This is a genomic window from Nitrospirillum karajorum (assembly GCF_036348415.1).
Lineage (GTDB): Bacteria > Pseudomonadota > Alphaproteobacteria > Azospirillales > Azospirillaceae > Nitrospirillum > Nitrospirillum amazonense_B.
Genome location: NZ_JAZBQB010000002.1, coordinates 659,172 through 681,289, shown reverse-complemented (window position 1 = coordinate 681,289; position 22,118 = coordinate 659,172). Strand labels below are relative to the sequence as shown.

General features: G+C 68.5%; 23 protein-coding genes. 5 read left to right on the top strand and 18 right to left on the bottom strand.

What is annotated here, in order from left to right; genetic code table 11:
- Positions 1 to 34: 34 nt before the first annotated feature.
- Complete coding sequence (gene mdcA, locus UCD39_RS10650; protein WP_330496004.1) at positions 35 to 1,681, bottom strand: malonate decarboxylase subunit alpha; 1,647 nt, start codon at positions 1,679 to 1,681, stop codon at positions 35 to 37.
- 171 nt (positions 1,682 to 1,852) lie between these two features.
- On the opposite strand from mdcA, the gene madL reads away from it, so the two are divergent.
- Genes madL through UCD39_RS10635 form a run of 3 tightly spaced genes read left to right on the top strand, consistent with a single transcriptional unit; the run spans position 1,853 to position 3,780 of the window.
- Positions 1,853 to 2,284: a malonate transporter subunit MadL gene (madL, locus tag UCD39_RS10645; RefSeq protein WP_330496003.1), complete on the top strand. Its 432-nt coding sequence runs from the start codon at positions 1,853 to 1,855 to the stop codon at positions 2,282 to 2,284.
- Positions 2,285 to 2,295: 11 nt separating this feature from the next.
- A complete protein-coding gene (gene madM, locus UCD39_RS10640; protein WP_330496002.1) occupies positions 2,296 to 3,060 on the top strand; it encodes a malonate transporter subunit MadM in 765 nt (254 codons plus the stop codon).
- Positions 3,061 to 3,066: 6 nt separating this feature from the next.
- Positions 3,067 to 3,780, top strand: a complete 714-nt coding sequence (locus UCD39_RS10635) for a GntR family transcriptional regulator (RefSeq protein ID WP_330496001.1) — start codon at positions 3,067 to 3,069, stop codon at positions 3,778 to 3,780.
- Between the two features lie 21 nt (positions 3,781 to 3,801).
- Here the strand turns inward: UCD39_RS10635 and UCD39_RS10630 are convergent, their stop codons facing one another.
- The 6 genes from UCD39_RS10630 to UCD39_RS10605 all read right to left on the bottom strand — a co-directional run bounded on the left by UCD39_RS10630 (position 3,802) and on the right by UCD39_RS10605 (position 11,053).
- Entirely contained in the window at positions 3,802 to 5,880 is a 2,079-nt protein-coding gene (locus UCD39_RS10630) for a beta-galactosidase (RefSeq protein WP_330496000.1), read from the bottom strand.
- A gap of 48 nt (positions 5,881 to 5,928) precedes the next feature.
- Positions 5,929 to 7,560 (bottom strand): alpha-L-fucosidase, encoded by a 1,632-nt coding sequence (locus tag UCD39_RS10625; protein WP_330495999.1) that lies wholly within the window; start codon positions 7,558 to 7,560, stop codon positions 5,929 to 5,931.
- A gap of 6 nt (positions 7,561 to 7,566) precedes the next feature.
- Positions 7,567 to 8,568 carry a LacI family DNA-binding transcriptional regulator gene (locus tag UCD39_RS10620; RefSeq protein ID WP_330495998.1) on the bottom strand — a complete coding sequence of 334 codons (1,002 nt, stop codon included), beginning with the start codon at positions 8,566 to 8,568 and terminating at the stop codon, positions 7,567 to 7,569.
- A gap of 156 nt (positions 8,569 to 8,724) precedes the next feature.
- Complete coding sequence (locus UCD39_RS10615) at positions 8,725 to 10,068, bottom strand: sensor histidine kinase (protein WP_330495997.1); 1,344 nt, start codon at positions 10,066 to 10,068, stop codon at positions 8,725 to 8,727.
- The gene (locus tag UCD39_RS10610; RefSeq protein WP_330495996.1) at positions 10,068 to 10,730 is read right to left on the bottom strand and encodes a winged helix-turn-helix domain-containing protein; all 663 of its coding nucleotides are present in this window, start codon (positions 10,728 to 10,730) and stop codon (positions 10,068 to 10,070) included. The genes UCD39_RS10615 and UCD39_RS10610 overlap by 1 nt, the downstream gene beginning before the upstream one ends.
- Positions 10,727 to 11,053, bottom strand: coding sequence for a PepSY domain-containing protein (locus UCD39_RS10605; RefSeq protein WP_330495995.1), 327 nt, complete (start codon positions 11,051 to 11,053; stop codon positions 10,727 to 10,729). The genes UCD39_RS10610 and UCD39_RS10605 overlap by 4 nt, the downstream gene beginning before the upstream one ends.
- A 107-nt stretch (positions 11,054 to 11,160) precedes the next feature.
- Here UCD39_RS10605 and UCD39_RS10600 point away from each other — a divergent pair, with 107 nt between their 5' ends.
- Together UCD39_RS10600 and UCD39_RS10595 are read left to right on the top strand one after the other, a co-directional pair.
- Complete coding sequence (locus UCD39_RS10600; protein ID WP_330495994.1) at positions 11,161 to 11,472, top strand: PepSY domain-containing protein; 312 nt, start codon at positions 11,161 to 11,163, stop codon at positions 11,470 to 11,472.
- Entirely contained in the window at positions 11,472 to 12,056 is a 585-nt protein-coding gene (locus tag UCD39_RS10595; protein WP_330495993.1) for a cytochrome b/b6 domain-containing protein, read from the top strand. The genes UCD39_RS10600 and UCD39_RS10595 overlap by 1 nt, the downstream gene beginning before the upstream one ends.
- A gap of 62 nt (positions 12,057 to 12,118) precedes the next feature.
- On the opposite strand, the gene UCD39_RS10590 is transcribed toward UCD39_RS10595, so the two are convergent.
- From UCD39_RS10590 to UCD39_RS10540, 11 genes are all read right to left on the bottom strand, one after another.
- The gene (locus UCD39_RS10590) at positions 12,119 to 12,547 is read right to left on the bottom strand and encodes a DUF2141 domain-containing protein (RefSeq protein WP_330495992.1); all 429 of its coding nucleotides are present in this window, start codon (positions 12,545 to 12,547) and stop codon (positions 12,119 to 12,121) included.
- On the bottom strand, positions 12,544 to 13,257 hold the full coding sequence (locus UCD39_RS10585; RefSeq protein WP_330495991.1) for a class I SAM-dependent methyltransferase: 714 nt from the start codon (positions 13,255 to 13,257) through the stop codon (positions 12,544 to 12,546). The genes UCD39_RS10590 and UCD39_RS10585 overlap by 4 nt, the downstream gene beginning before the upstream one ends.
- Positions 13,257 to 13,979 carry a tetratricopeptide repeat protein gene (locus tag UCD39_RS10580; RefSeq protein WP_330495990.1) on the bottom strand — a complete coding sequence of 241 codons (723 nt, stop codon included), beginning with the start codon at positions 13,977 to 13,979 and terminating at the stop codon, positions 13,257 to 13,259. Before UCD39_RS10580 ends, UCD39_RS10585 begins: the two co-directional genes overlap by 1 nt.
- Positions 13,980 to 13,990: 11 nt before the next feature.
- Positions 13,991 to 14,845, bottom strand: coding sequence for an SDR family NAD(P)-dependent oxidoreductase (locus UCD39_RS10575; protein WP_330495989.1), 855 nt, complete (start codon positions 14,843 to 14,845; stop codon positions 13,991 to 13,993).
- Positions 14,835 to 15,554, bottom strand: a complete 720-nt coding sequence (locus UCD39_RS10570; RefSeq protein ID WP_330495988.1) for an iron-containing redox enzyme family protein — start codon at positions 15,552 to 15,554, stop codon at positions 14,835 to 14,837. The genes UCD39_RS10575 and UCD39_RS10570 overlap by 11 nt, the downstream gene beginning before the upstream one ends.
- Positions 15,551 to 17,122, bottom strand: coding sequence for an AMP-binding protein (locus UCD39_RS10565; RefSeq protein WP_330495987.1), 1,572 nt, complete (start codon positions 17,120 to 17,122; stop codon positions 15,551 to 15,553). The genes UCD39_RS10570 and UCD39_RS10565 overlap by 4 nt, the downstream gene beginning before the upstream one ends.
- Positions 17,115 to 17,660 carry a thermostable hemolysin gene (locus tag UCD39_RS10560; protein WP_330495986.1) on the bottom strand — a complete coding sequence of 182 codons (546 nt, stop codon included), beginning with the start codon at positions 17,658 to 17,660 and terminating at the stop codon, positions 17,115 to 17,117. The genes UCD39_RS10565 and UCD39_RS10560 overlap by 8 nt, the downstream gene beginning before the upstream one ends.
- Positions 17,661 to 17,879: 219 nt before the next feature.
- Positions 17,880 to 19,724 (bottom strand): sensor histidine kinase, encoded by a 1,845-nt coding sequence (locus tag UCD39_RS10555; protein ID WP_330495985.1) that lies wholly within the window; start codon positions 19,722 to 19,724, stop codon positions 17,880 to 17,882.
- Between the two features lie 10 nt (positions 19,725 to 19,734).
- Positions 19,735 to 20,190 (bottom strand): hypothetical protein, encoded by a 456-nt coding sequence (locus UCD39_RS10550; protein WP_330495984.1) that lies wholly within the window; start codon positions 20,188 to 20,190, stop codon positions 19,735 to 19,737.
- On the bottom strand, positions 20,190 to 21,329 hold the full coding sequence (locus UCD39_RS10545) for a hypothetical protein (RefSeq protein ID WP_330495983.1): 1,140 nt from the start codon (positions 21,327 to 21,329) through the stop codon (positions 20,190 to 20,192). The genes UCD39_RS10550 and UCD39_RS10545 overlap by 1 nt, the downstream gene beginning before the upstream one ends.
- A 21-nt stretch (positions 21,330 to 21,350) precedes the next feature.
- Positions 21,351 to 22,043 carry a response regulator transcription factor gene (locus UCD39_RS10540; RefSeq protein ID WP_330495982.1) on the bottom strand — a complete coding sequence of 231 codons (693 nt, stop codon included), beginning with the start codon at positions 22,041 to 22,043 and terminating at the stop codon, positions 21,351 to 21,353.
- Between the last annotated feature and the right edge of the window lie 75 nt (positions 22,044 to 22,118).

The window sequence follows — 22,118 nt, the reverse complement described above, 5'->3', positions numbered from 1 at the left end:
GTTCATAGCGCAGGTTTTCCATGGGGGCGCGGCCTTACCAATTGCGGAAACGGCTGGGCGGCCGGTACAGCCCGCCCGAGGCGATCATCAGGTCCTTGATGGAATGGGCGACCAACAGGCCACGGTCGGCATCCAGCGGGTCGATGCCCAGGTCTTCGGGCCGTTGGATGACTTTGCGTTCGCGCAGCCGTTCCACCATCTTGCGGTCGCGGGCGCGCCCCACCTCGGTATAGCCGGCGACGCCCCGGATGGCCTGTTCCCGTTCGTCCTTGTCACGGCACAGCAGCAGGTTGGCGATGCCTTCCTCCGTGACGATGTGGGTGACGTCGTCGCCGTAAACCATGACCGGCGCCAGATCCAGGTGCAGCTTGTCGGCCAGCTCCAGCGCGCCCAGGCGCTCCACGAACATGGGGGCGTTGCCGTCGCCGAAGGTTTCCCCGATCTGCACCACCAGCTTGCGGCCACGCCGCAGGGCGGGCGTGCCGTCGGGGTCCGCTTCCCCACCAGCGCGTAGCCAGGGGGCGCTGGGGTGACGGCGGCCCCGCGCGTCCGATCCCATGTTGGGTGCCCCGCCGAAGCCGGCGACGCGGCCGCCGGTGACCGTGGAGCTGTTGCCCGCGAGGTCGATCTGCAGGGTGGAGCCGATGAACATATCGCAGGCGTACAGGCCGGCGGTCTGGCAGAAGGCGCGGTTGGAGCGCAGCGAGCCGTCGGGGCCGGTGAAGAAGATGTCCGGCCGGGCCCGCATGTAGTCCTCCATCCCGACCTCGGAGCCGAAGCAATGGATTTGCTCGACCCAGCCGCTTTCAATCGCGGGGATCAGGGTGGGGTGGGGGTTCAGCGCCCAATGGGTGCAGACCTTGCCCTTCAGGCCCAGCCGTTCGCCGAAGGTCGGCAACAGCAGTTCGATGGCGGCGGTGTTGAAGCCGATGCCGTGGTTCAGGCGGCGCACGCCGTAGGGGGCGTACAGGCCCTTGATGGCCAGCATAGCCGTCAGGATTTGGGTTTCGGTGATGGCCGCCGGGTCGCGGGTGAACAGCGGCTCCACATAAAACGGCCGCTGGGCGTTCACGACGAAGTGAACCTGGTCGGCGGGGATGTCTACCCGCGGCACCGTGTCCACGATCTCGCCCACCTGGGCGATGACCAGGCCCTTGCCGAAGCTGGTCGCCTCCACGACGGTGGGCGTGTCCTCGGTGTTTGGGCCGGTGTAGAGGTTGCCGTCCTTGTCGGCGCTGACGGCGGCGATCAGCGCCACCTGCGGCGTCAGGTCGATGAAATAGCGGGCGAACAGTTCCAGGTAGGTATGCACCGCCCCCAGCTCGATCTGGCCACCGAACATCATGCGGGCGATGCGCGCCGACTGCGGGCCCGAGTAGGAGAAGTCCAGCCGCCGGGCGATGCCGGTTTCGAAGATGTCCAGGTGCTCCGGCAGGACGACGCCCGATTGCACCATGTGCAGGTCATGGATTTTGGCGGGGTCCGCCTTGGCCAGCGCCTTGGCCAGCAGGTCGGCCTGCTTCTGGTTGTCGCCTTCCAGGCAGACCCGGTCGCCGGGGCGCAGCACCGCCTCCAGAAAGGCGACGAGGTCCTGCGCGGCGACGATCTTGCCGGTGGCGAAGTGCCGGCCCGCGTCCAGCCGCGCCTGCCTGTCCCGGCCCTTGGTGTTCCAGTCCCGCATGATCGACCTTCGTATGCGCAAGTGGGATTTTTCGCGGTCAGTGTATCCACAATTGCGGGAAACTCAATATGGTGTATTTTGAATCCTGCGGACCAGGAGAGTCTGCATGCACGGGAGGGATATGATGGCGACTTCGCGTTTTGGTGGGCCGGCGGGGTGGGGAGGGCGTCCATGACCATTTCGGGTGTGGCCCTGCTGGCCATTTGCACCTTGCTGGGCACCTTCCTGGGCGATCTGCTGGGGTCGCTGCTGGGCGTGAAGGCCAATGTCGGCGGTGTCGGCATCGCCATGTTGCTGCTGATCGCGGCCCGCCTCTGGATGGCCCGTCGCGGCCTGATGACCCCCGGCCTGAAGTTCGGGGTGGAGTTCTGGGGCGCCCTCTACATTCCCATCGTGGTGGCCATGGCCGCCCAGCAGAACGTCCTGGTCGCCGCTCGCAGCGGGCCGCTGGTGTTGATCGCCGGCATTGCCGCCGTGGTGCTGTGCTTCGCCACCGTCGCCGTGATCAGCCGCCTGGGCAAGAAGGGCGAGACGATGGACGAGATCGAGGCCCAGGCTCAGGCCCAGGGGGACGCGACGCCCCCCGGCAAGCGCGCCGTTTGAGGGGGGCCGCCATGGAAATGCTGACCCACGCCCTGTCCGCCAACGCCTTGTTGACCGCCTTCGCCATCGTCGGTCTGGTGATGTGGCTGTCGAACGCGATTTCGAAGCACCTGCTGTTCGGCCGGGTTCATGGCTCGGCCATCGCCATCGTCATCGGGCTGGGCGCCGCCTTCGCCGCCGGCTTGTGGACCGGCGGGACCAAGGGGGTGGTGGATATCCCGGTCTTCGCTGGCATCGGCCTCCTGGGCGGGGCCATGCTGCGCGACTTCGCCATCGTGGCCACCGCGTTCGAGGTCGATGTCGTCCAGGCGCGCAAGGCCGGGGCCATCGGCGCGCTGGCCTTGGCGCTCGGAACGATCCTGCCCTTCATCGTCGGCTCGCTGGCGGCGGTGGCCTTCGGCTACACGGACGCCGTGTCCATCACCACCATCGGTGCCGGCGCCGTCACCTACATCGTCGGCCCGGTGACCGGGGCCGCCCTGGGGGCCAGTTCGGCCGTCATGGCCCTGTCCATCGCCACCGGCGTCTTCAAGGCAGTGCTGGTCATGATCGGCACGCCGGTGGTCGCCAAACTGATCGGCCTGGACAATCCACGCAGCGCGATGGTCTTCGGCGGCCTGATGGGCACGGTCAGCGGCGTTTCCGGCGGGCTGGCCGCCACTGACCGCCGGTTGGTGCCCTATGGCGCCCTGACGGCCACCTTTCACACCGGTCTGGGTTGCCTTGTCGCCCCGTCCATCCTTTATCTTGTCGTACGGGCGATAGTGGGGGGCTGACACATCATGAGCGCGGTCGTGGATCTGGCGGAGGACATACCCGAGGAGCGGACGCTGCTCTCGGACCGGATCCGCGACGCGCTGACCGATGAGATCGCCCGGGGCGATCTGCCGGCCGGCATGCAGCTGGACGAACAGGATCTGGCGGACCGGTTCGGCGCCTCCCGCACGCCGGTGCGCGAGGCGCTCCGCCAGCTTGCCGTCAGCGGCCTGGTCGAGATGCGGCCCCGGCGCGGGGTGGTCGTCACCCGCCTGACACCCGAGCGCATCATGGACATGTTCGAGGCCATGGCGGAGATCGAGGCCATGTGCGTGCGCCTGGCCACGCACCGCATGACGCCGCTGGAGCGCAGCCGGCTCATGCGGCTGCACCGGGAATCGCGTGAGATGGTGGAGCGGGGCGACGTTGACGCCTACGACGCCTTCAACCGCGATTTCCATGAAACGCTCTATCGTGCGACCCACAACAGCTTCATGGCCGAACAGGCCATGGCGGTGCGCACGCGCCTGAACGCCTTCCGCCGCACCCAGCTGCGCCAGGGTAGCCGTATGGCGCACTCCCGCGAGGAACATGACAGCGTCATGTCCGCCATTGCCGAAGGGGACGGGGAGACCGCCGCCCGCCGCATGCGCGCCCACATGCTGAACGCCGCCACGGCGTTGGAGCAGTATATCGGGGAACATATCGGCCAAACGCCCTCCGACGCCGGCGGGCGCTGAACGACCCCGGTCACAAGCCGGTCAGGGCAACAGGTCGGCCTCCTGCGGCCCCAGGACCAGCGTGCCCTCATGCCGCCGGTGGCTGACCAGGCCGGTCTTGGTGCCCTGGATGGGGATGCGTTGCGTTTCGGGGGTCGTGTTGACGTACAAGGTTCGCCCGTCCACGACGCGGGCGTAGACGCCCTCCGGCGTTTGCGGCCCTGGTTGCACCCCGGCCAGGTCATAGGCGCGGCGCAGGATCGGCGCGATGGCGGAGGGGGCCGGCTCCGTCGCCAGGTATAGGGCCGTGCCCTTGCCGAACTTGTTGATGGTGATCGCCGGGGTATGATCCGGCGTGTTGTCGAAAGACGCCAGCACCGCCGCCGTCGTGGGTACCAGCACCTCGTAATAGTGGGTGGTGGTCATGGTCGATGCCGAGCCCAGGCTGTAGGCCAGTGGCGCCTCAGACCGGTAGAAGGCGTTGGTCTTCAGCCCGAACACGTCGGACAGCCGGCCCGGCAAGGGCGTGTCGAACCATTGCGCGTGTTCGTCCACCTTGGCCGAATAGCCGGTCATCAGCACGGTGCCGCCGTTCTGGACATAATCCCGGACGGCCTTGGCGCTGGCGGCATCCATCACATAATCGGCGGGGATGACCACCAGCTTGTAGGGCGCCAGCGTGTCGTGCCCGATGTTGATGATGGCGGTGTCGATATTGGCCCGGAACAGCGGCTCGAACGCCCCCTGCACCATGTCGCCATAGGCCCCCTGGAAATACTGTCGCGTGGTGCTGGACGGCCCGTTGGGGTGGGAGGCGATGGCGGACTCGAAGGAATAGGCGATGGCCACCTCGGGATGGGTGTAGCGGGGAAAGCCGTAGCGGGCGAGTTCCTTGAATTCCGTGGCGATGCGGCCGAACTCGTCCACTTTCCACGACGGCGTGCCGTCATGGTCGACCAGGCCGAACAGGGCCTGCTCCTCCCCGCCCAGGTGGCTGTTGAAAGTCCAGGCCAGGATGCCCTGCGCGCCCAGCAGCAGCCCAAGATAGGCGTACATCCGGCTGCGGCCCGGCGTGCCGTAATCGCCGCCGCCGCCAGCGGTGAACTCATTGAACCAGATGGGAGTGGGCAGGTCCCCCTTGGTCATCAGGGCCCCGAAGGCCCCGCTTATGGGGTCAGCCGGATAGAACCCCTCCGCGCCATAGGAGACATAGGATTTGTAGGTGGAAAGATAGTCGAAGCCGCGCCGGGGGGCGTTGTCCCAGAGGTTGGAGATGCTGGGCAGGTCCGGCATGGCGCGCCGGCGGATGGTGTCCAATTCCCGCAGGCGGTCGATGGCGACGTCGGACCAATAGCGGTGCAGGTCCAGGTATCGTTCCGCCGGGCCGGGGCCGTCGGCCAGGGGCAGGTCGACATCCTGGAAATCATTGAGCCGGCGTGACCAGCGCTGCGTCGCCCAAGCCTTGTTCAGGGCGTCGATGGTGCCGTACTTCCGCCGCAGCCAGGTGATGAAGCGCTGGCGGTCGGCCTCGGAATAGGACATGAAGCCGTTGCCGATCTCATTGTCGTATCCAATGGCGATGATGGCCGGATGGTGGGCGTAGCGTTTGCTCAGCGCCTCCGCCAGAAGGCCAGCCTCGCGCACATAGTCTGGATCGCTGATGTTGTCCATGTAGCGTTCCGCGGGCGGCAGGCGTGCCCCCGCCTGGTTGACGATGTCGACACCGGGGTAGGCTCGGTGCAGCCAGATGGGGGCGGGGGTGCCCGGAATATCCAAGATCACCCGGATGCCGGCCGCCTGCATCTTGTCCAGGACGGCGTCGAACCAGTCGAAGGTGAATTTCCCCTGCGCGGGCTCGAACGAATCCCACGACAGGTCGCCCATGCGCACCACGGTGAAGCCCGCATGCTTCATGATGGCGATGTCCTGGTCGATCTGCGCCGGGGTGCGGTCGATCGGCTGATAGCAGGCGCCGACGAATAACTGGCCAGGGCCTGGCCAGCCGGCAGGTGTCTTGGCCTCCCGCGCGTCGGCCATGCCCATTGATACTGTACACAGCAATGTGGCCAGCAGCGCGCGCAGCGCCCGGCGCCCGAAGCCGGCTGGAATACGCGATGTCATATCCGTCTCACACAATCTGTTGTGACGCCCGTACGGCCGGGGCGGCGCTTATCGGATGCGGAACGCGGGGGTGAAGGTCGGCCGCCGGTCCGGCAGGGTGACGGTGACGCCGTCATCGGCCTGCTTGAACTCCAGGGGGCCGCCGCCCAGCAGGTCCACCCGATGGACGGGGCGGGTGGCGGGCGTCAAGGTCCGGATGGTCAGGCTTTTCCCGGCCGGCCATTCCTGGGCGTAGGCGTAAAGGGTGTCGCCCTTCACCGTGAAGCGGATGTCCTCCGCCGTGAAGGGACGCAGCTTCGCTTCGTTGAACTGGCCGGCTGCCACCTCCGTCGGCCCCTCGCCATAGGTATTCCAGGGGCGGGAGTCGAAAATCCCCTCGCTGTTCGCGGCCATCCAGCCGACCAGCTCTTGCAGGATGCCGCGCTCCAGCTCGTCGATGGTGCCGTCGCTGCGCACCGGGACGTTCAGCAGCAGACAGCCGTTCTTGCTGACCACGTCCACTAGGCGCTGCACCACCTGCAGGGCGGTGAGGTAGCCCTTGCGTTCATAGAGGGGGCGGCTGTAGTGCCAGTCGCCCAGGCAGGTGTCGGTCTGCCAGGGTTCGGCGACGATGTGGTCGGCAAAGCCCCGCTCGATGTCCGCGACCACGGCGCGGCGTTGCAGGTCGGTCAGTTCCTTGCAATTCACGACCACGTCGACGGCGCCCTTCCGGGCCACGCTCTGATTGTAATAATGGGCGGTGGCCCGCAGGCCGTATTCGCCCAGAGGCAGGCCGGTGTCGTCGAAATAGACCAGGTCCGGCTGATAGCGGTCCATCAGGTCCTGGCACCGCTTCAGCCAGGTTTCGGCGAAGGCGCGGTTGTTGGCCGGCACGGACTCGTTCCAAATGCGGTCGTGCGCCTCATGCCAGGCGTTCATGGCGGCCAGGTCGGTGATGCCGTCCGGGATCACCATGTTGCGCCCGGTGTACAGATCCTGGGGATCCAGCCCCTGCCACCACTTCCCGGCGCCGTCGGCCTTGGTCAGCCGGAAAGCGTCATAGCGCTGGCCCGCGTGGGGGCCGGTGGCGTCATAGCCATAGGCCGTCTGGTACCAATGCCAGGCATGGCTCGCGTGGTTGCTGACACCGAAGCGCAGGCCGTGCTTGCGTGCGGCGGCCGCCCAGCCCCCCACGATATCCTTGCCCGGTCCCACCCGCGTGGCGTTCCACGCATGGTGATGGGAGTCGAAATTGTCGAAGTTGTCATGATGGCAGGCCATGGACACCAGGTACTTGGCGCCCGCCGCCTTGTAGAGCTTGGTCAACTCCTCGGGGTCCCACCGTTCCGCCTTCCAGCGGTTGATCAGTTCCATGAAGCCGAATTGCGTGGGATGGCCGTAGGTCTCGACATGGTGCTGGTAGACCGAATCTCCCTGGACATACATGCGGCGGGCATACCAGTCGCCATATTCCGGGGCGCACTGCGGTCCCCAATGGGCCCAGATCCCGAATTTGGCGTCACGGAACCAGGTGGGCGCCTGGTAACCGGCGGCCAGGGATTCCCAGGTTGGCTGAAACGGGCCGGCGGCAGCACCGCCCGATGCAGTCGCGGCCCTGGTGGGCAGCGCGCCGGTGGACAGGGACAGGGCGGAAACCGCCCCGCCGTAACGGACGAGATCGCGGCGCGTCAGGCTGACCATGGGCTGCTATTCCTCTGTGAAGCGAAGGGTTGAGGCGCGCGCCACCAAGCGCGGCGGTATGAAATCAATGTGGCGGGGGCCCGTCAGGTTTCGGCTGACGGCCAGGTCGGCCACGCGCCGGCCAATGGCCTCGGCGCCCTGGTCGACGGATGACAAGGGGATGCGCAGGAAGTCGGCGTAGGAAAGGTTGCCGCAGCCGATGATGGCGATGTCGCCGGGGATACTAAGCCCCATCTCCAGCACCGCGCGCATGGCGCCCAAGGCGGAGGGGTCGTTGTAGCAGAACAGGCCATCCGGCCGGGGGGACATCGCCAGCAAGCGCCGCGCGGCGGCATACCCCGCCTCTTCACCCCGGTGATCGCCCGATGGACCGAGATCGACCACATGGTCCGGCGTGGCGGACAGTCCATGCTTGGCCAGCGCATGGCGATACCCGGCAAGCCGCCCGGCCGCCGTGCTGACCGCAGGCCCGCGCAGATGCGCGATGCGGCGGCATCCTTGCGCGATCAGGTGCCGGGTGGCCAGCCCGCCCACCGCCTCATCATCGTTGCCGACAAAATGCGCGTCGGTATCCGCGAAACGCCGGTCCAGCAAGATGAGGGGCGTCCGCCCCCCTATGTCACGCAGGCCATCCGCCGTCGCCTGGGTGGAGGCCAGCACGATCGTATCCACCTGACGGGCCAGCAGGTGGCGGATCTGCTGCCGCTCCACCTCCGCGTCCTCATCGGAGGAAGAGATCAACAGGCCATATCCATGGGGCCGAATGTCGCTGGAGATGGCCTTGGCGATACCCGCGAAGAAGGGATGGAGCAGGTCGGGGACGATCAAGCCGACGGTCCACGTCTGTCCGGTGACCAGCGACCGGGCCGTCAGGTTCGGTTGGTAGCCCAATTCCGACGCCCGCTCCAAAACCCGGCGGCGCGTGGATTCGCCAATGTCGGGGTGGTCGCGGAGGGCCTTGGAGACGGTGACAACCGACAGCCCCAAATCCAGCGCGATATCCTTCATCCGGGCGGCCACGTTTCCCTCAAGCCCCTGTGCATTCGTTGTTTTCACGCGGCAACCTACCAGGGCCGTCGCAACAGTTAACGTTAACTTTAACGATAAAGCATATTAATGGCAAGCGAACGCGTCGCGGTGAAGCGAAATCATTTGCTGAGGGAGCTAGCGCGCTGTCGCCCGCGGCAAATGGAGCGAGACGCTGAGCCCGCCGTTCGGGGACGTGTCCAGGTTGAGGCTTCCGCCGTGAAGGTGTGCCAACTCCTCAGTGATCGTCAGGCCCAGGCCGGTACCCGGCACCGCCTCGTCCAGGCGGGCCCCCCGGGCCAGGACGTCGGACCGCCTGTCGGCCGGGATGCCGGGACCATCATCCTGGACGGTGATGACAATGCCACTGTCGGCCGCGACGGCCGTCACCCGCACCACCGCCGCACACCATTTGGCGGCGTTGTCGATCAGGTTGCCGGCCATCTCCTGCAGGTCCACCGGGTCGGCGCGGACGCGAGCCTGCGCATCGCCATCGACCTGGATATCGACACCGCGCTCGGTATGCAGGCGCGCCACGGTGCGGGCGATCTGCCGTAACACCGGCAGGACAACCGTTCCGCCTGGGGAATGAAGCAGTGCCGGTGCGGCCCGCGCCCTGGCCAGGTGGCGTTCGATCTGATGGCGCATGCGGTTCGCCTCGGTCGCCACGACGGCCGGGTCCATGCCGCCGGGCGCGGCAGCCGCGTTGGCGATGACCGCCAGTGGGGTCTTCAGCGCATGGGCCAAGTCGGCCGCCTGCGCTCGCGCCCGTTCCACCATGGCCCGATTTTCTTCTATCAAAAGATTAAGATCGTCCACGACAGGCTGGACTTCATTGGGAAAGGTGCCCTCCAGTCGGTTGGATCGGCCGGCGCGCAGATCAGCCAGGGCCGCCCGCATCCGCCGCAGCGGTCCCAGCCCCAGTCGCACCTGGATGGCCGCCGCTGCCAGCAGGCCGGCGGCGAGGACGGCCAGCGACAGGCTCAGCGCCCGGGAAAAGCCCGCCGTTGCGGCCTGGACGTCGCTGGCATCGGCGATCACGGCGGCGCGCACCGGCGCGGTCGCGCCCGGCAGGTGCAGGCTGCGCTCCCACGCCACCAGCGGGGTGTGGTTCGGCCCCCTCAGGGTGTGGCGATGAACCTCGCCATCCTTGAGGGGGTCCGCCGGCAGGTCCAGCGCCTGGTCCCAGAGCGACCGCGACCGTAAGACCCTATCCCCAGGGCCATCGACCCGCCAATACAACCCCGACAGCGGGCGGCGGAACCGGGGGTCACTCAAGTCCCGGGCCAGGGCCACGCCGCCGTCCGGTGTCACTTCCAGCACCGCGGCCAGTTCATCCAGGTGTTGGGCCATGCGCCGGCTCAACTCCGCCTCGGCATGGGTGCGGAACAGGTCGGTCAGGATGATGCCGGTGATGACCAGCGCCGGGGCGATCCACAGGACCGCCAACAGGAAAAGGCGCCGGGTCAGGGAGGAGGGCATCACTGGGCCGCCTCCAGACGGTACCCCAGGCCCCGTTCCGTCCGGATGAGGTCGCTGCCCAGCTTGCGGCGCAGCCGGCCGACGAACACCTCGATGGTGTTGCTGTCGCGGTCGAAATCCTGGGCGTAGACATGCTCCGTCAATTCGGTGCGGGAAACGACCTTGCCCGGATGATGCATCAGGTAGGACAGCACCTTGAACTCATGCGCCGTCAGGGCGATGGGCCGGCCATCCACCGTCACACGTCCGGTGCGGGTGTCCAGTGCCACCGGGCCGCAGCGCAGTTCCGCCGCCGCCAGACCGCCGGCCCGGCGGATCAGGGCGCGCACCCGGGCCAGCAACTCCTCCATCCGGAACGGCTTGGCCAGATAGTCATCGGCGCCGGCGTCGATGCCCTCCACCTTTTCCTGCCAGGTGCCCCGTGCGGTGAGGATCAGTACCGGCACCCTGATGCCCGCCGCCCGCCAAACGCGCAGGACGGACAGGCCGTCGCGCAGCGGCAATCCCAGATCCAGCACCACGGCGTCATAGGGCTCGCTCTCTCCCAGGAAGGCGGCCTCTTCGCCGTCAGGGGCCAGGTCGACGGCATAGCCGGCATACGCCAGCGCCTCGGCAAGCTGGCGGCGTAGCGCCGCATCATCCTCGGCAAGCAGTATCCTCATGGCCTGCGGTCCTTCTCCGCCCCCCGTTCCTTGACCGCGAGCAGGTCGCCGGTGCGGGCGTCGTAATGCAGCTTCACGACCCGCCCGCCATCCATCAGCAGTTTGATCTCATAGACCAATCGGCCGTGTTCCTCCTCCAATTCCGCCTCCAGAAGCTGTCCGGGGAAGCGCTCCGCCGCGCGGTCCAGGATGGTGCGCAGGGGCAGCGCGCGGCCCTGTTCCACGGCGGCGCGTGCGCGGTCCTGATCCTGGTCCGTGTCCGCCAGGGCAGCGGGCACGGCCAACAGGGGCAGCAAAAGGGCGGCGATCCATCTCATCGGCATAGTTGACCGTCCCTTTCCTGAACGCAGGCTGAACGCGCTGTTCAGGCTCCGTTCAACGGAACCCCGCCAGGATGATGCCACCATCCAATCCCAATACGGAGAACACCATGATGTATGGCAAAATCGTCGCCGCGGCACTGCTGACGGGCTCTCTCGCCATCGGCGGCTACGCGCTGGCCGTCGAGACCGTGCCGGCCAGCCAGGCTCAGCCGGGAAAGGCCGGGGATGCCAGCGCCCTGACCGTTTCTCAGGTGATCGAGCGACTGGCCGCCCAGGGATATTCCGATGTCACCGAAATCAAGCGGCACCGCGACAAGAACTACAAGGTCGAAGCCCGCGATCCCCAGGGTAAGCGCGTCGAGCTGGCCGTTGACGCCCACACCGGCGACATCCTGAAGACGGAGAAGGATGAGGACTGATGACCATGTCCATCCCCTCCAACGGCGCCCCAGAGGGCGCCGTCTCCCCCGATGCCACACCCCTCGCCGGCACGGTGAGAGTGTGGGATCCGGCCATACGCCTCCTTCATTGGACCATCGCCGCCTCCTTCGCCATCGCCTGGCTGTCGGCCGAGGAGATCATGCCGGTGCATGAGGCGGCGGGCTTCGTGATCCTGGTGGCGGTTGGGCTGCGGTCCCTATGGGGCCTCATCGGCACCCCGCATGCCCGGTTCGCCGACTTCGTACCCAGCCCAAGCGGCTTCCTCTCCTACATGGGGGCCCTGGTCAAGGGGCGGGCAGGCCGGTATGTGGGCCATAACCCGGCGGGCGGCGCCATGATTGTGGCACTGCTGGCCAGCCTGCTCCTGACCGTGGCCACCGGCGTCGTCCTGGATACGGGCGGCGGCCTCCTGGGCGAGGATGCGATGGAGGATATCCATGGCGCGATGGCCACGGTGACCCTCATCCTGGTGGTCCTGCACGTCGGCGGCGTGATCCTGTCCAGCGTGCTGCACCGGGAAAACCTGGTGAAGTCCATGCTCACCGGTCGCAAACGGGCCTGAGGCCGCTCGACCCGCGATGACGCCCCTTCCTTCTGTGGGAAGGGGCGTCATGGCCCATGGGATCAGTAGTGCAGCCGGACGGTTTGAAAGACCGGCTCGGTCCCGACATCGAAGGCGCTGGCGCCGAAGCGGGGCGGACCCAGCACGGTGGGGTCCAGCGACAGGCCCCACCCCTCGCTGGGAAACATGCCCAGCGTCAGGTCCAATTTCCCGTTCCCGTTGGCGTCATGATAGGCGATCACCGCGTACTGGCCGGGCGGGAGATCCAGGAACGCGGCGGTTACGCTGGCTTGGGTGGCGGGAACGCTCTGCACGGCCGTCGCCTTGTCCTCATGCCGGAAACCGTCAGCCTTGTCATAAAGCACCACGCGCACGGCGCCCGGGCCGGGCTCGATACCCTCTACGGTGACGGTCAGGTCGCCGGCCGCCGCTGCTGCATGGACGAAAAGAGCGCCGAGGAAGGCGGCGATGGCGTGCTTGGTCAGGGTCACCGCTGGGGCTCCATCACGAAAGAGGGGAAAGGGCGACCGGTGGCGGCAACGGCGATCAGGCCGGTCATGCCATGGCCCAGGGATAGGGGGCTGACGCTGATGCCATCGGCGGGAAAGCCGCCCTCCACCAGCATGTCCATCAGGTCGACCGCGGTGAACAGGCGGTGGGTGCCGGTCAGCGCGAAGGGCCAGCGCCGCATTGTGGTGGCGTCGGTGACATAGACCACCAGCCGCCCGCCGGGGCGCAGCACGCGTCGCGCCTCGCCCAGAACCCGCGCGGACTCCCGCCAGAAATAGGCCACGTTCACCGCCAGGATGCCATCGACCGACGCGGCGGCCAGCGGCAGCGCGTCAAAGCGGCCCAGATGCAGGTGTAGCCGCCCCACCGCCAATGCCTGGCGATTGAGGCGGCCCGCCTGCCGCAGCATGACCGCCGATTGGTCGACACCGTGAACCATGCCGGCGGTGCCGACCGCGTCCACCGCCAGGGCCAGCCCGTGACCGGGCCCGAAGCCCAATTCCAGGAGGGTATCGCCCGGCCGGGGTGCCAGGGCGCCGACGGCCGCGCGGTTGGGTGCCGCGTTCAGGTGGTTCATCAGCCGGCCGAGCAGGTGCCCTAACAGGCCGGTGGGGTGGCGCAACTGTCGGCCCAGGCTGTGCCACCAGGGATGGGGCCGGTGGATCATGTCGGGCGGGGCGGGCGCATCCATCAACCGGCCGCCAGCTTCTGCTGCACACGGGTCAGCAGCGCGCGGATCTCCACCCGGCGTCCGGCATCCCAGACGGGGCGGTCCGGCGTGGGCGCCGCCGCCAGCGCGTGGGTCAGCACCTCCGCCGCTTTGCGGTATTCCCCCTGTTCGGCCAGGAAGTCGCCGTAGAAATAGTTGGCGTCCAGGCCGTCGGGGTTGATGGCCAGCCCTTCCTCCAGATACCGCCGCGCCTTGTCATCGTCACCGAAGCCCAAGGGAAAGCCCGGCACCTTGTAGTAGAGGGAGCCCAGGCTGGTGGGCACGGCCCCCCCGACGGCGCGATAGTCCAGGCGCCCCGCCGTTTCCAGCAGGGTGCGGGCCTGTCGGGCCAGGGGCAGCGCCCCCAGTCCGCCTTGCAGGCCGGCCTGGCTGCTGATGGCCAGGGCCTGCCAGATCAGCGGCTCGGCATGCCCCGGATAATCGGCGGCCAACTGCACCGTCCGCGCCACCAGCGCGGTCATGGCCTGGGTGCGGGCGTCGCGGTCCGTCATCTCGAACGTGATGTGGGACCAGTCGCGTTCGACGGTGGCCAGGGCCGTCATCATGGCGGGGGCGGTGGCCTCGGTGGCACCACTTTGGGCGACGGGCAGGGTGTCGGCCGCCCAGGCGGCCGGGGCGGCCGGCAGCGACAGGGCGATGAGGAAGGCGAGCCGGCGTGGCAGGGCGGGAACGGACCGTGTCATGGGGTGGTACCTCAAAATTGGGGGTGTTGGTCGACAGCCGGACGGTCAAAGGCTTGGCCGCCATCAGCCGCTGGCGCGTCCAGCCGAATGCGCCGCAGTTGGTGGCGGACGGCGGCGTCGACCAGTTTCGGGAAAAGACGCTGCAGCAGGACGAAAAGCCGTTCCGCACCCGGTGGATAGGCGGTGTCGGCGCCGGCCTGGGCGGCGTCCCAAATCCGTCGCGCGATATCCACCGGCGGGTCCGCCGGCATATCCAGAAGCGCCAGCACCGGCTTCAGCGCTTCCGTCCCCGGCGTCTTGGCCCCCCGTGGGGCGGCATAGGTGACGCCGATGCCCTGTCCCCGCAATTCCCGGCGCAGGGCGTCGGACAAGCCGCGCAGGCCATGCTTGGTGGCGCAATAGGCGGCGAACAGGGGATAGGGGATGTCCCCCAGCAGGGAACCGATGTTCACCACCCGGCCGCCGGCGGCGGACAGCAGCGGCAGCAGGTCCCGGATCAACGCCATGGGTGCCGTCAGGTTGGTGGCCACCAGGGCCGACAGGACCTGGTCGTCCATGGTGGACAGCGGGCCCGCCCATACCGTGCCGGCGTTGTTCACCAGGAAATCCAATTGCCCCGCCCAATCCCGCACCGCTTGCGTCAGGGCTTGCCGGTCCTGGGCCACGGTCACGTCAGCCGTCTTGACCAAGCAGGGGCTGCCCGGCCGCAACAGCGCCTGGGTGGCCTCCAGGTTTGGGCGGCGCCGGCCCACCAGGATGACCCCCAGGCCCCGGTGCGACGCCTCGACGGCCAGGGCCTGCCCGATGCCGCCACCGGCGCCGGTGATCAGGGCGGTCTGGCCGTAGTGCACGGGATCACGCGGCATGGCCGACGCTCCCCTGGCCATGATCCAGGCCACGGCTCAGGTCCCGGAAGATGTCGCCATACAGGCGATAGACCATGTTGGCCGCATCGATGATGACCGGCAGCGCCTCCGGCGCGTCCAGGCTGTCCACCAGCCGCTGGAAAAAGACGACGTGCTCCTCATCCAGGGCGCCGTGGGAGGTGAGGTAGCGGAATCCGGACCCATTGGCGTCGGACTGGTAGGCCCGCCGCAGGGCATCCGCCGCCCGTGAGGCCAGCAGGGTGGACATGCCCTCCAGCACATGGACCATACCCAGCAGGGCATAGGGGCTGACGCGCTCGATCGCGTCATAGGCGAAGGCCAGCAGGGCGCGGCAGGCGGCACCGGGTGGCGAGGCGGCCACCCGCCCGGCATCGCCCCCTAAGGCGGCGATGTCGTCCAGGATCCACCGCTCGTGCCCTTGCTCCTCCTGGATGTAGGCGAACAGGGCATCCCGATAGAGGTCGTCGTCGGTGCGGGCCGCCGCCAGCGCCAGCAGCCGGCAGGTGTGGCGGACATGGTGATAAGCCTGACCCAGGAAATCACGGTACAGGGGCAGGGGCACGGCCCCGTCCATTGCCATGCTCAGGACGGGAATGGACAGAAACGCGCCGCGCGCCTGGGCGGTTTCAGCCAGAAGTTGCTGGTAGGCGGTCTGGTGGGGGCACGCGGTTTGGGCGGCGTCGGTCACGGGGCCTCCGTCAACAAAGGGGAAGGAACATCGATGGCGGGCGCTGGGATGGCGCCGGGGGGATGGAGATGCGGGCGATAGGCCGCCGCCGTCTCGCGGCGGCGCAGCCGGCCGTTGGCGGTGAACAGGCCCAGCGCCGCCATGTCGCGGGCGAAGGCCACATGGTGCCGGCGCGGCCGGGCGTAGCCGGGCACGCCGGCGGCGGCGGCCGTCACCAGGCTGTCGATTGCCGTCTCACTGGCGGCCTTGAACCAAGCCTCCGCCGCCGGGGCGGGAACGAGCAACAGCGCCAGGCCCTCTGGTCCGCCACCTGGCCCACCCTCTGGTCCGGCGTCGCTCAGCAGGCAGTGGGCCAGGCGGGGGTCGCCCAGGAAATGCGCCTCCACCCATTCCGGGCTGATGTTGCGCCCCCAAGGCGTCACGATCAGCGCGTCGCGGCGTCCGTGGATGACCAGGTGGCCGTCATCGTCGAAGCTGCCCAGGTCGCCGGTGCGCCATACCGCCGGTTGCTCCGGCCCGGACGGCAGAGGGGCTTGGCCCACATATCCCGACATGACGGGGGGACCGGCCACCACGATTTCCCCTTGGTCGATGGTCACCCGCAGGCCCGGCAGGGGGCGGCCCACGGTGCCCGGGCGCCGTTCCCCCGGCCGGTTCAGTGCGACCACGGAACAGCATTCCGATAACCCGTAGCCCTCATGCACCGGTATGCCCAGCGTCCAGGCCCGTTGCGCCAGCGCCGGCGGCACCGCGGCACCACCGACCGCCACGTAACGCAGTCGCGCGGGGACGGCACCGCCCCGCCGCTCCAGGTCCGCCACCCAGGCCGACAGCAATTGCGGCACCAGCATCAGGCAAGTGGGGGCCAGGTCGGCGATGGTGGCCGCCAACCCCGGCGCCACCGGGCCGCCGATGCGGGCGGCCAGATCGGGCACCAGGGTGACATGCGCCCCGGCGGACAGCGGGATGGTCACGGCGCACAGCGTCTCCAGCAGCAGGGCCAGCGGCAAGAGACTGACGTAATGGTCGTCCGAACGCGCGCCAATGGCCTGCGCCAGGGCCGTGGTGCTCCACCCCAGTTGCCGTGCTTCCAGCAGGACGCCCTTGGGCGTGCCGGTGCTGCCGGAGGTGTAGATGAACTGGCGTGCGCTGGCGGCGTGGTCCAGGGCGGCGGCGGACGCCGTTGCCCTGGGGACGGGGTGCAGTGGCAGGCCCAGCGTTGCGGCGGATGCGGCATCGGCGTCCGGTGTATGGACGATGTGGGTGATGCCGGCGTCGGTGGCGATGTGCCGCCGTTGCGCGGGTGAGAAGAAGGGGGGCAGGGGCACGGCGGTGTGGCCCGCCTGCCAGATCGCCAACTGGGTCACCACCCAGTCCACGCCGTTGCCGCCGAGGATGCCGATCACACAGGGGCCGCCCTGGCCGTCCAGCGTCCTCAGGGCCTGCGCCGCGCCGGCCACGCGGGCGGCCAGGCTGGCATAGTCCAATGTGGTGGTCCCATCCGTGATCGCGGGCCGGTGGGGTGTGACGGCGGCATGCCGCCGCATGGCGCGCAGAAGGTCAAGCATCGCGCCACTCCGGCTCCAGGACGGGCCAGTCATCGGCGGCGCACACGGTGGGGGCGCTGTCATAGTAACGGCCCCAGGCGGCGGCGTCGGCCTGGCGGCTGGGGTCGGCTTGGGCCAGGACCAGCAGGGGCGGATGCAGCCGCTGCAACAGCCGCCGCAGGCGTGCTGTTGCGGTGAAAAAGCACCAGTCATAGCCCTCCGCCGCGCCGCGCAGGGCCATGCTGTGAAAGAACCCCGCCGACAGGCTGGGGCGCCGGCTGACCAGGGTGGTGATCTCGAACACCCGGGCCCTGTGGACATGGCGGCCGGTGTGACGGCTCAGCACGCGATCCACCGGCTGGTCCAGGTAGGCCTCGGAGAAAAAGCCGTCGGCGGTGGTGCGGACGCCGGCGGCGCAGGCCGGCGCGCCGGTGCCGTCCAGGGCGGCCATCATCAGGCGGGGGAAACGGGTGATCCGGGCGCCGTAGGTCCGGGCGTAAATATCCCGGACCAAGGCCTCAACCGCGGGCCGCAGCGGATGGCCGGTCGGTAGGCTCACAACCTCCGGAAAGCCGGTCACCGCCGGTGGGGGTGGGCAGGGATCGTAAGGGGGGGCGGGCTGGGTTGCCGCGTTCGTTGCCGCGTTGATTGCCGCGTTCATGGGGGACACGCGCCTTCGCTGGGGGAACCGCGCCTCAACCGCCGCCAGGGCGGTGACGCGGGAATCATCCTAGGTCGGTGACGCGTGGAGTTGTGTGGACTTGCCCCCCAGTTTCCTTCAGTCCTGCGGCGTTGCCGCGTGCCAGTCCTGCGGCGTTGCCGCCTGCCAGTCCTGCGGCGTTTCCGGCAGGGCTGGCAGCGTGATGTCCACCACCAGGCCATGGGGGACGTTGTGGGCCGCCGTGACCGTGCCGCCGTGCACCTCCACCACCCGCTTGCAGATGGTGAGGCCGATGCCCGTGCCGCCGGTGTCGCGCGCCCGCGCCGGGTCCGCGCGATAGAAAGGATCGAACAATTGCCCGATGGCGTCCGCCGGCACGCCGGGCCCCTTGTCCGCGATCGCCAGGCGCAGCCCGGCCGGCGTGGCGTCCAGGGTCACGGCCACGGGCACGCCAGCCGTGGTGTAGAACAGGGCGTTGCGGATGACGTTCTCGATGGCGCGGCGCAACAGGTCGGCGTTGCCTGGGAAGACCCCACCCTGGGGCAGGTCGGTCGCCACGGTCAGCGTCATGTCCCCCTGCCGGTCGGGCCGTTCGTAGGCGGCATCGGCGATGATGGTGCGCAAGAGGTCCGGCAGGTCTACTGGTGCCCGTTGCAAGGCGCCGGCCGGGCCCTCCAGCCGCGCCAGGGTCAGAAGCTCCGAGGCCAGGGCGGCGATGGCCGTGATCTCCTGCTCCATCCGGTCGAAATGGCGCGGGGCCTGGGGCGCCACTTGGCGCCGGGCCAGGCCCAGGGCCATGCTCAACCGCGCCAGGGGCGATTTGATCTCATGGGAGATGTCGCTAAGCAGCCGGCGCTGGGCGGTGATGGCCGCCTCCAGCTCCGCCGTCCGGTCGGCCACCTTGCCTTCCAGCGTCAGGTTCAGGTGTTCCAGGTCGCGCATGCTGCGGTCGCGCTCCTCCCGCGCGTTGCGCAGGCCGGCGGTCATCTGGTTGAAGGAGCGGGCAAGGAACCCCAGCTCATCCCGGCTGGTCACGGGTACCTGGATGTCCAGCCTGTCGGTCTCGGAAATGGCGCGCACCGCCTGGGTCAGGTCCATGATGGGCGCCGTCAGCCGGCGGCCGGTCCAGCGCACGAACCCGATGATGGGTGCGGCCAGCAGCAGGCCCAGCAGGGCCAGTTCCAGCGCCACCTGGCGCAGTGAGCGTGTCACCGTCGATGCCGGCTGCGACACCACCACCTGCCAGGAGCGCAGCAGTCCGTCGCGGGGCAGGGACCGGCCGACGATGCGGTTCCCGGCATCGCCGGCGGGCTCCGCGGCGGTGGAGAGCAGAGCGGGATGGGGCGCCAGGCGCACCAGGGCCGTGCGCGATTCCACCCCGTTCAGCAAGGTTTCGATGGCGCTCCACGGTAGGGCGATGACCAGCGTGCCCACCCGATAGTCCGGGGCGAAGGTGCCGAACACCGGAATGGCCAGGGCGACGATGTCGCCGGCGCCTAGCGGGTTCCGGTGCTTGTCCAGGAGGGTGGCGCCGCGCGCCGTCACGCTCCAGCCCGCCGGCAACCGCGTGCCCGGCGGGGGAGAGCCGTCCACGCCATCGGCATCGGCGATCAGTGCCCCGGCCGCGTCGAAGGCATAGATGCCGCCGCTCAGCCCATAGAGACGCTGCAACGCCTCCAGCGTCGTGCCGATGCGGCGATCGACGTCCCCGGACACCAGGTCGTTCATCACCTCCAGCTGTGCCCAGGCCGTCAGGTCGGTCGCCAGTTCGTCCATGCGGTTGCACAGGCGCTGGTATTTCAGGTCCGCCACCTGAGCCAGGTTGTCCGCCGCCGTGTCCAGCAGCGACCGCCGCACGCCGGTATAAACCACCGCCGCCGTCAGGCCATAGGTCAGCAGATAGATGGCCAGCAGGGCGCTGACGATCTTGCGGCCGATGGAACTGCCGATGATGGCCTTCATGGGCGTGCCCTCATGGACCGCCCCCGCCGGTGCCCGCGACGGGCAGGCGGGCCAGCACCACCACGCCCTCCGGTACGCCCCCGCCGCTGACATAGCCGACGGAGCCGGGGACCCGGCGGATGAAGGCCAGCAGTGCCTGCTCGGATTCCTGCACCACCGGGGGCAGCTTGCCCTTGAAGTGCATCTCGTTCCAATAAACGATCAGGCTGGCGTTGTCCTGGTGCAGCACGCCGGCGGTGAAGCGGGCGCGGACGTCGCTGGCGATCTCACGGTTCACCGGAATGATGGCGCTGCCGTCGGGCCACAGGGTCATGCGCAGCAGGTAGATGGCGGCGACATCGGCGGTGCTCAATGATCGGCCCAGGGTGACCGAGGGGTTGGCCACCACCAGGATATCCTCCGCCCGCGCCAAGTCCGACAGCAACAGTCCCATCAGGAACGCCAGCAGGGAACGCCGCCGCCGCATCAGAACAGCACGGACCAAGAGGCGAACAGGCCGGTCGGGTTGATCGGCCGGCCCCCCACGTTCTGTAGATATTCCAGGCGGAAGACCATGGCGGGCTGCGGACGGAAGGCGAAGCCCGCCAGCACGTCCCGGGCGACACGGTCATTTCCAAGGGTCATCGCCGTGCTGGCGGTCAGCTCCTGCGTGGCGCCCAGGAGGGGCATGGAGCCCCGCCCGTCATAGACCTCGTACCAGCCGTAGACGGACCATCGGTCGTTGATGGCGTAGGAGGGTGCCACGTAGCCGCTCCACTCCAAATCCCGGGTCGAGTGCAGGCTGGCGGGCTGGGACAGGGTGGAAACCACCCACTCCCCCTGCAGGCTCCATTGGTCCATTGTATACCGGAAGTCGGTGCCGAACAGATGTTGTTCCACCCCCTGCCGGTCGATGGAGCGCTGGATTGAAAACCCCACCTTGTCCAGCAAGGCCAGGGGGAAACTGACATGCAGCCCCTCGACCAGGCGATAATGGTCGTCGACGATGCTGTCGGGCCGGGCTGAGAACTCATCCATCGGCTGCCAGTAGACCTGCACATCCGGCCACCGCGCCTGCGGGTCGCTGTACAGCACCGACAGACCGGTGGCGTATTGGCTGGAGCCCCGATATGTCGCGGCGGGACGGATGGTGGACATCACCAAGGGGGCGGCGTGGATCTGGTTCCAATCCCCCACCGGCGCCAGCATCTTGCCGAAGCGCACGGTGAAGCCGTCCGGCAACTGGATGTCATTATATAGCCGCTCCAGCACCAGATAGCCCTTGCCGCCCTCGCCTGCGCCTTCCTTGCCCCAGGGCACCAGGTTCAGCCCTGTCAGTTCCGCCTCCATGAAGGGGTTGAACAGGGCGCCGACATGGGCGCTGGCGTAAAGGCTGAGGTCCTCCAGGCTGAAGGTCTTGCGGCCCTGGTCGGGGGCGGCCAGGACCATGCTGGAATACCCGGCGAAATTGACCGGGCCGACGTTGAACCCCTGGCCCAGCACGTAGCTCTCCACCAATTCAATGTCTTGCGCCCGGGCCGCGCTGGTTGTCCCGGCGACGGCCAGAACCGCCGCGACCAGGGCGGCGGCGGAGCGGGGGCGGGGCGGTGAAGGGTGTTCAGGCATGGCGTATCGGTCCACGCCCGGTCACGACAGCGGCAGGGCGTAGAGATAGCCGACGTTGCGGATCGTCTTGATGGGCTGGTCGGCATCGTCGGTGACGGCGTCCAGCTTGCGCCGGACCTTGCTGACCAACGTGTCGACGTTGCGGTCGGCGCCGGCCGCCTGGTGCCGGCCGAAGGCGGCCGTGGAAAGCTCGTCGCGGGGAATGATGCGTCCCGCGTTGCGCAGCATATGCTCCAGCAGGCTGAATTCAGCGGAGGTCAGGTCCAGACGGATCTCTCCGCGCCAGGCGGTGCGGGCGGTCGGGTTCAGGCGCACGCCGCCCACCTGCAGGTCAGCGGTCGCCTTGGCCGTGCCGCCGTTCACGCGGCGCAGGACGGCGCGGATGCGGCCCACCAGTTCACGCGGGTTGACCGGCTTGGGCACATAATCGTCCGCGCCGATTTCAAAGCCGACGATGCGATCAACATCGTCATCCCGCGCGGTCAGCATGATGACCGGCACGTCGGAGCGCTGGCGCAGGCGTTTCAGGACATCGAAACCGGACAGCCGGGGCAGCATGACGTCCAGCACGATAAGATCCTGGCCCTCGGGCGCATGGTCGAAACACGCGGCGCCGTCATGGGCGAGGTCGACGGCGAAGCCGTCCTGTTCGAGATATTCGCGCAGCATCTCGGCCAGCGCGATATCGTCATCAACGATCAGTATTCGGTCCATACCCACTTATCGGCTAACGGGGGGCCGAAGTCGATGGCGGGCCGCCGCGCCTGGGGGCGCGGACGGCACCAGCCG

Excerpts from the sequence above, each read along its gene's own strand:
- UCD39_RS10580 (WP_330495990.1), bottom strand. The coding sequence starts at position 13,979 with ATGACACGGTCCGTTCCCGCCCTGCCACGCCGGCTCGCCTTCCTCATC.
- UCD39_RS10540 (WP_330495982.1), bottom strand. The coding sequence starts at position 22,043 with ATGGACCGAATACTGATCGTTGATGACGATATCGCGCTGGCCGAGATG.
- UCD39_RS10600 (WP_330495994.1), top strand. The coding sequence starts at position 11,161 with ATGATGTATGGCAAAATCGTCGCCGCGGCACTGCTGACGGGCTCTCTC.
- UCD39_RS10605 (WP_330495995.1), bottom strand. The coding sequence starts at position 11,053 with ATGCCGATGAGATGGATCGCCGCCCTTTTGCTGCCCCTGTTGGCCGTG.
- UCD39_RS10620 (WP_330495998.1), bottom strand. The coding sequence starts at position 8,568 with ATGAAGGATATCGCGCTGGATTTGGGGCTGTCGGTTGTCACCGTCTCC.
- UCD39_RS10625 (WP_330495999.1), bottom strand. The coding sequence starts at position 7,560 with ATGGTCAGCCTGACGCGCCGCGATCTCGTCCGTTACGGCGGGGCGGTT.
- UCD39_RS10595 (WP_330495993.1), top strand. The coding sequence starts at position 11,472 with ATGACCATGTCCATCCCCTCCAACGGCGCCCCAGAGGGCGCCGTCTCC.
- UCD39_RS10575 (WP_330495989.1), bottom strand. The coding sequence starts at position 14,845 with ATGCCGCGTGATCCCGTGCACTACGGCCAGACCGCCCTGATCACCGGC.
- UCD39_RS10610 (WP_330495996.1), bottom strand. The coding sequence starts at position 10,730 with ATGAGGATACTGCTTGCCGAGGATGATGCGGCGCTACGCCGCCAGCTT.
- UCD39_RS10615 (WP_330495997.1), bottom strand. The coding sequence starts at position 10,068 with ATGCCCTCCTCCCTGACCCGGCGCCTTTTCCTGTTGGCGGTCCTGTGG.
- UCD39_RS10565 (WP_330495987.1), bottom strand. The coding sequence starts at position 17,122 with ATGCTTGACCTTCTGCGCGCCATGCGGCGGCATGCCGCCGTCACACCC.
- madM (WP_330496002.1), top strand. The coding sequence starts at position 2,296 with ATGGAAATGCTGACCCACGCCCTGTCCGCCAACGCCTTGTTGACCGCC.
- UCD39_RS10635 (WP_330496001.1), top strand. The coding sequence starts at position 3,067 with ATGAGCGCGGTCGTGGATCTGGCGGAGGACATACCCGAGGAGCGGACG.
- UCD39_RS10630 (WP_330496000.1), bottom strand. The coding sequence starts at position 5,880 with ATGACATCGCGTATTCCAGCCGGCTTCGGGCGCCGGGCGCTGCGCGCG.
- UCD39_RS10545 (WP_330495983.1), bottom strand. The coding sequence starts at position 21,329 with ATGCCTGAACACCCTTCACCGCCCCGCCCCCGCTCCGCCGCCGCCCTG.
- UCD39_RS10585 (WP_330495991.1), bottom strand. The coding sequence starts at position 13,257 with ATGGATGCGCCCGCCCCGCCCGACATGATCCACCGGCCCCATCCCTGG.
- madL (WP_330496003.1), top strand. The coding sequence starts at position 1,853 with ATGACCATTTCGGGTGTGGCCCTGCTGGCCATTTGCACCTTGCTGGGC.
- UCD39_RS10555 (WP_330495985.1), bottom strand. The coding sequence starts at position 19,724 with ATGAAGGCCATCATCGGCAGTTCCATCGGCCGCAAGATCGTCAGCGCC.
- UCD39_RS10550 (WP_330495984.1), bottom strand. The coding sequence starts at position 20,190 with ATGCGGCGGCGGCGTTCCCTGCTGGCGTTCCTGATGGGACTGTTGCTG.
- mdcA (WP_330496004.1), bottom strand. The coding sequence starts at position 1,681 with ATGCGGGACTGGAACACCAAGGGCCGGGACAGGCAGGCGCGGCTGGAC.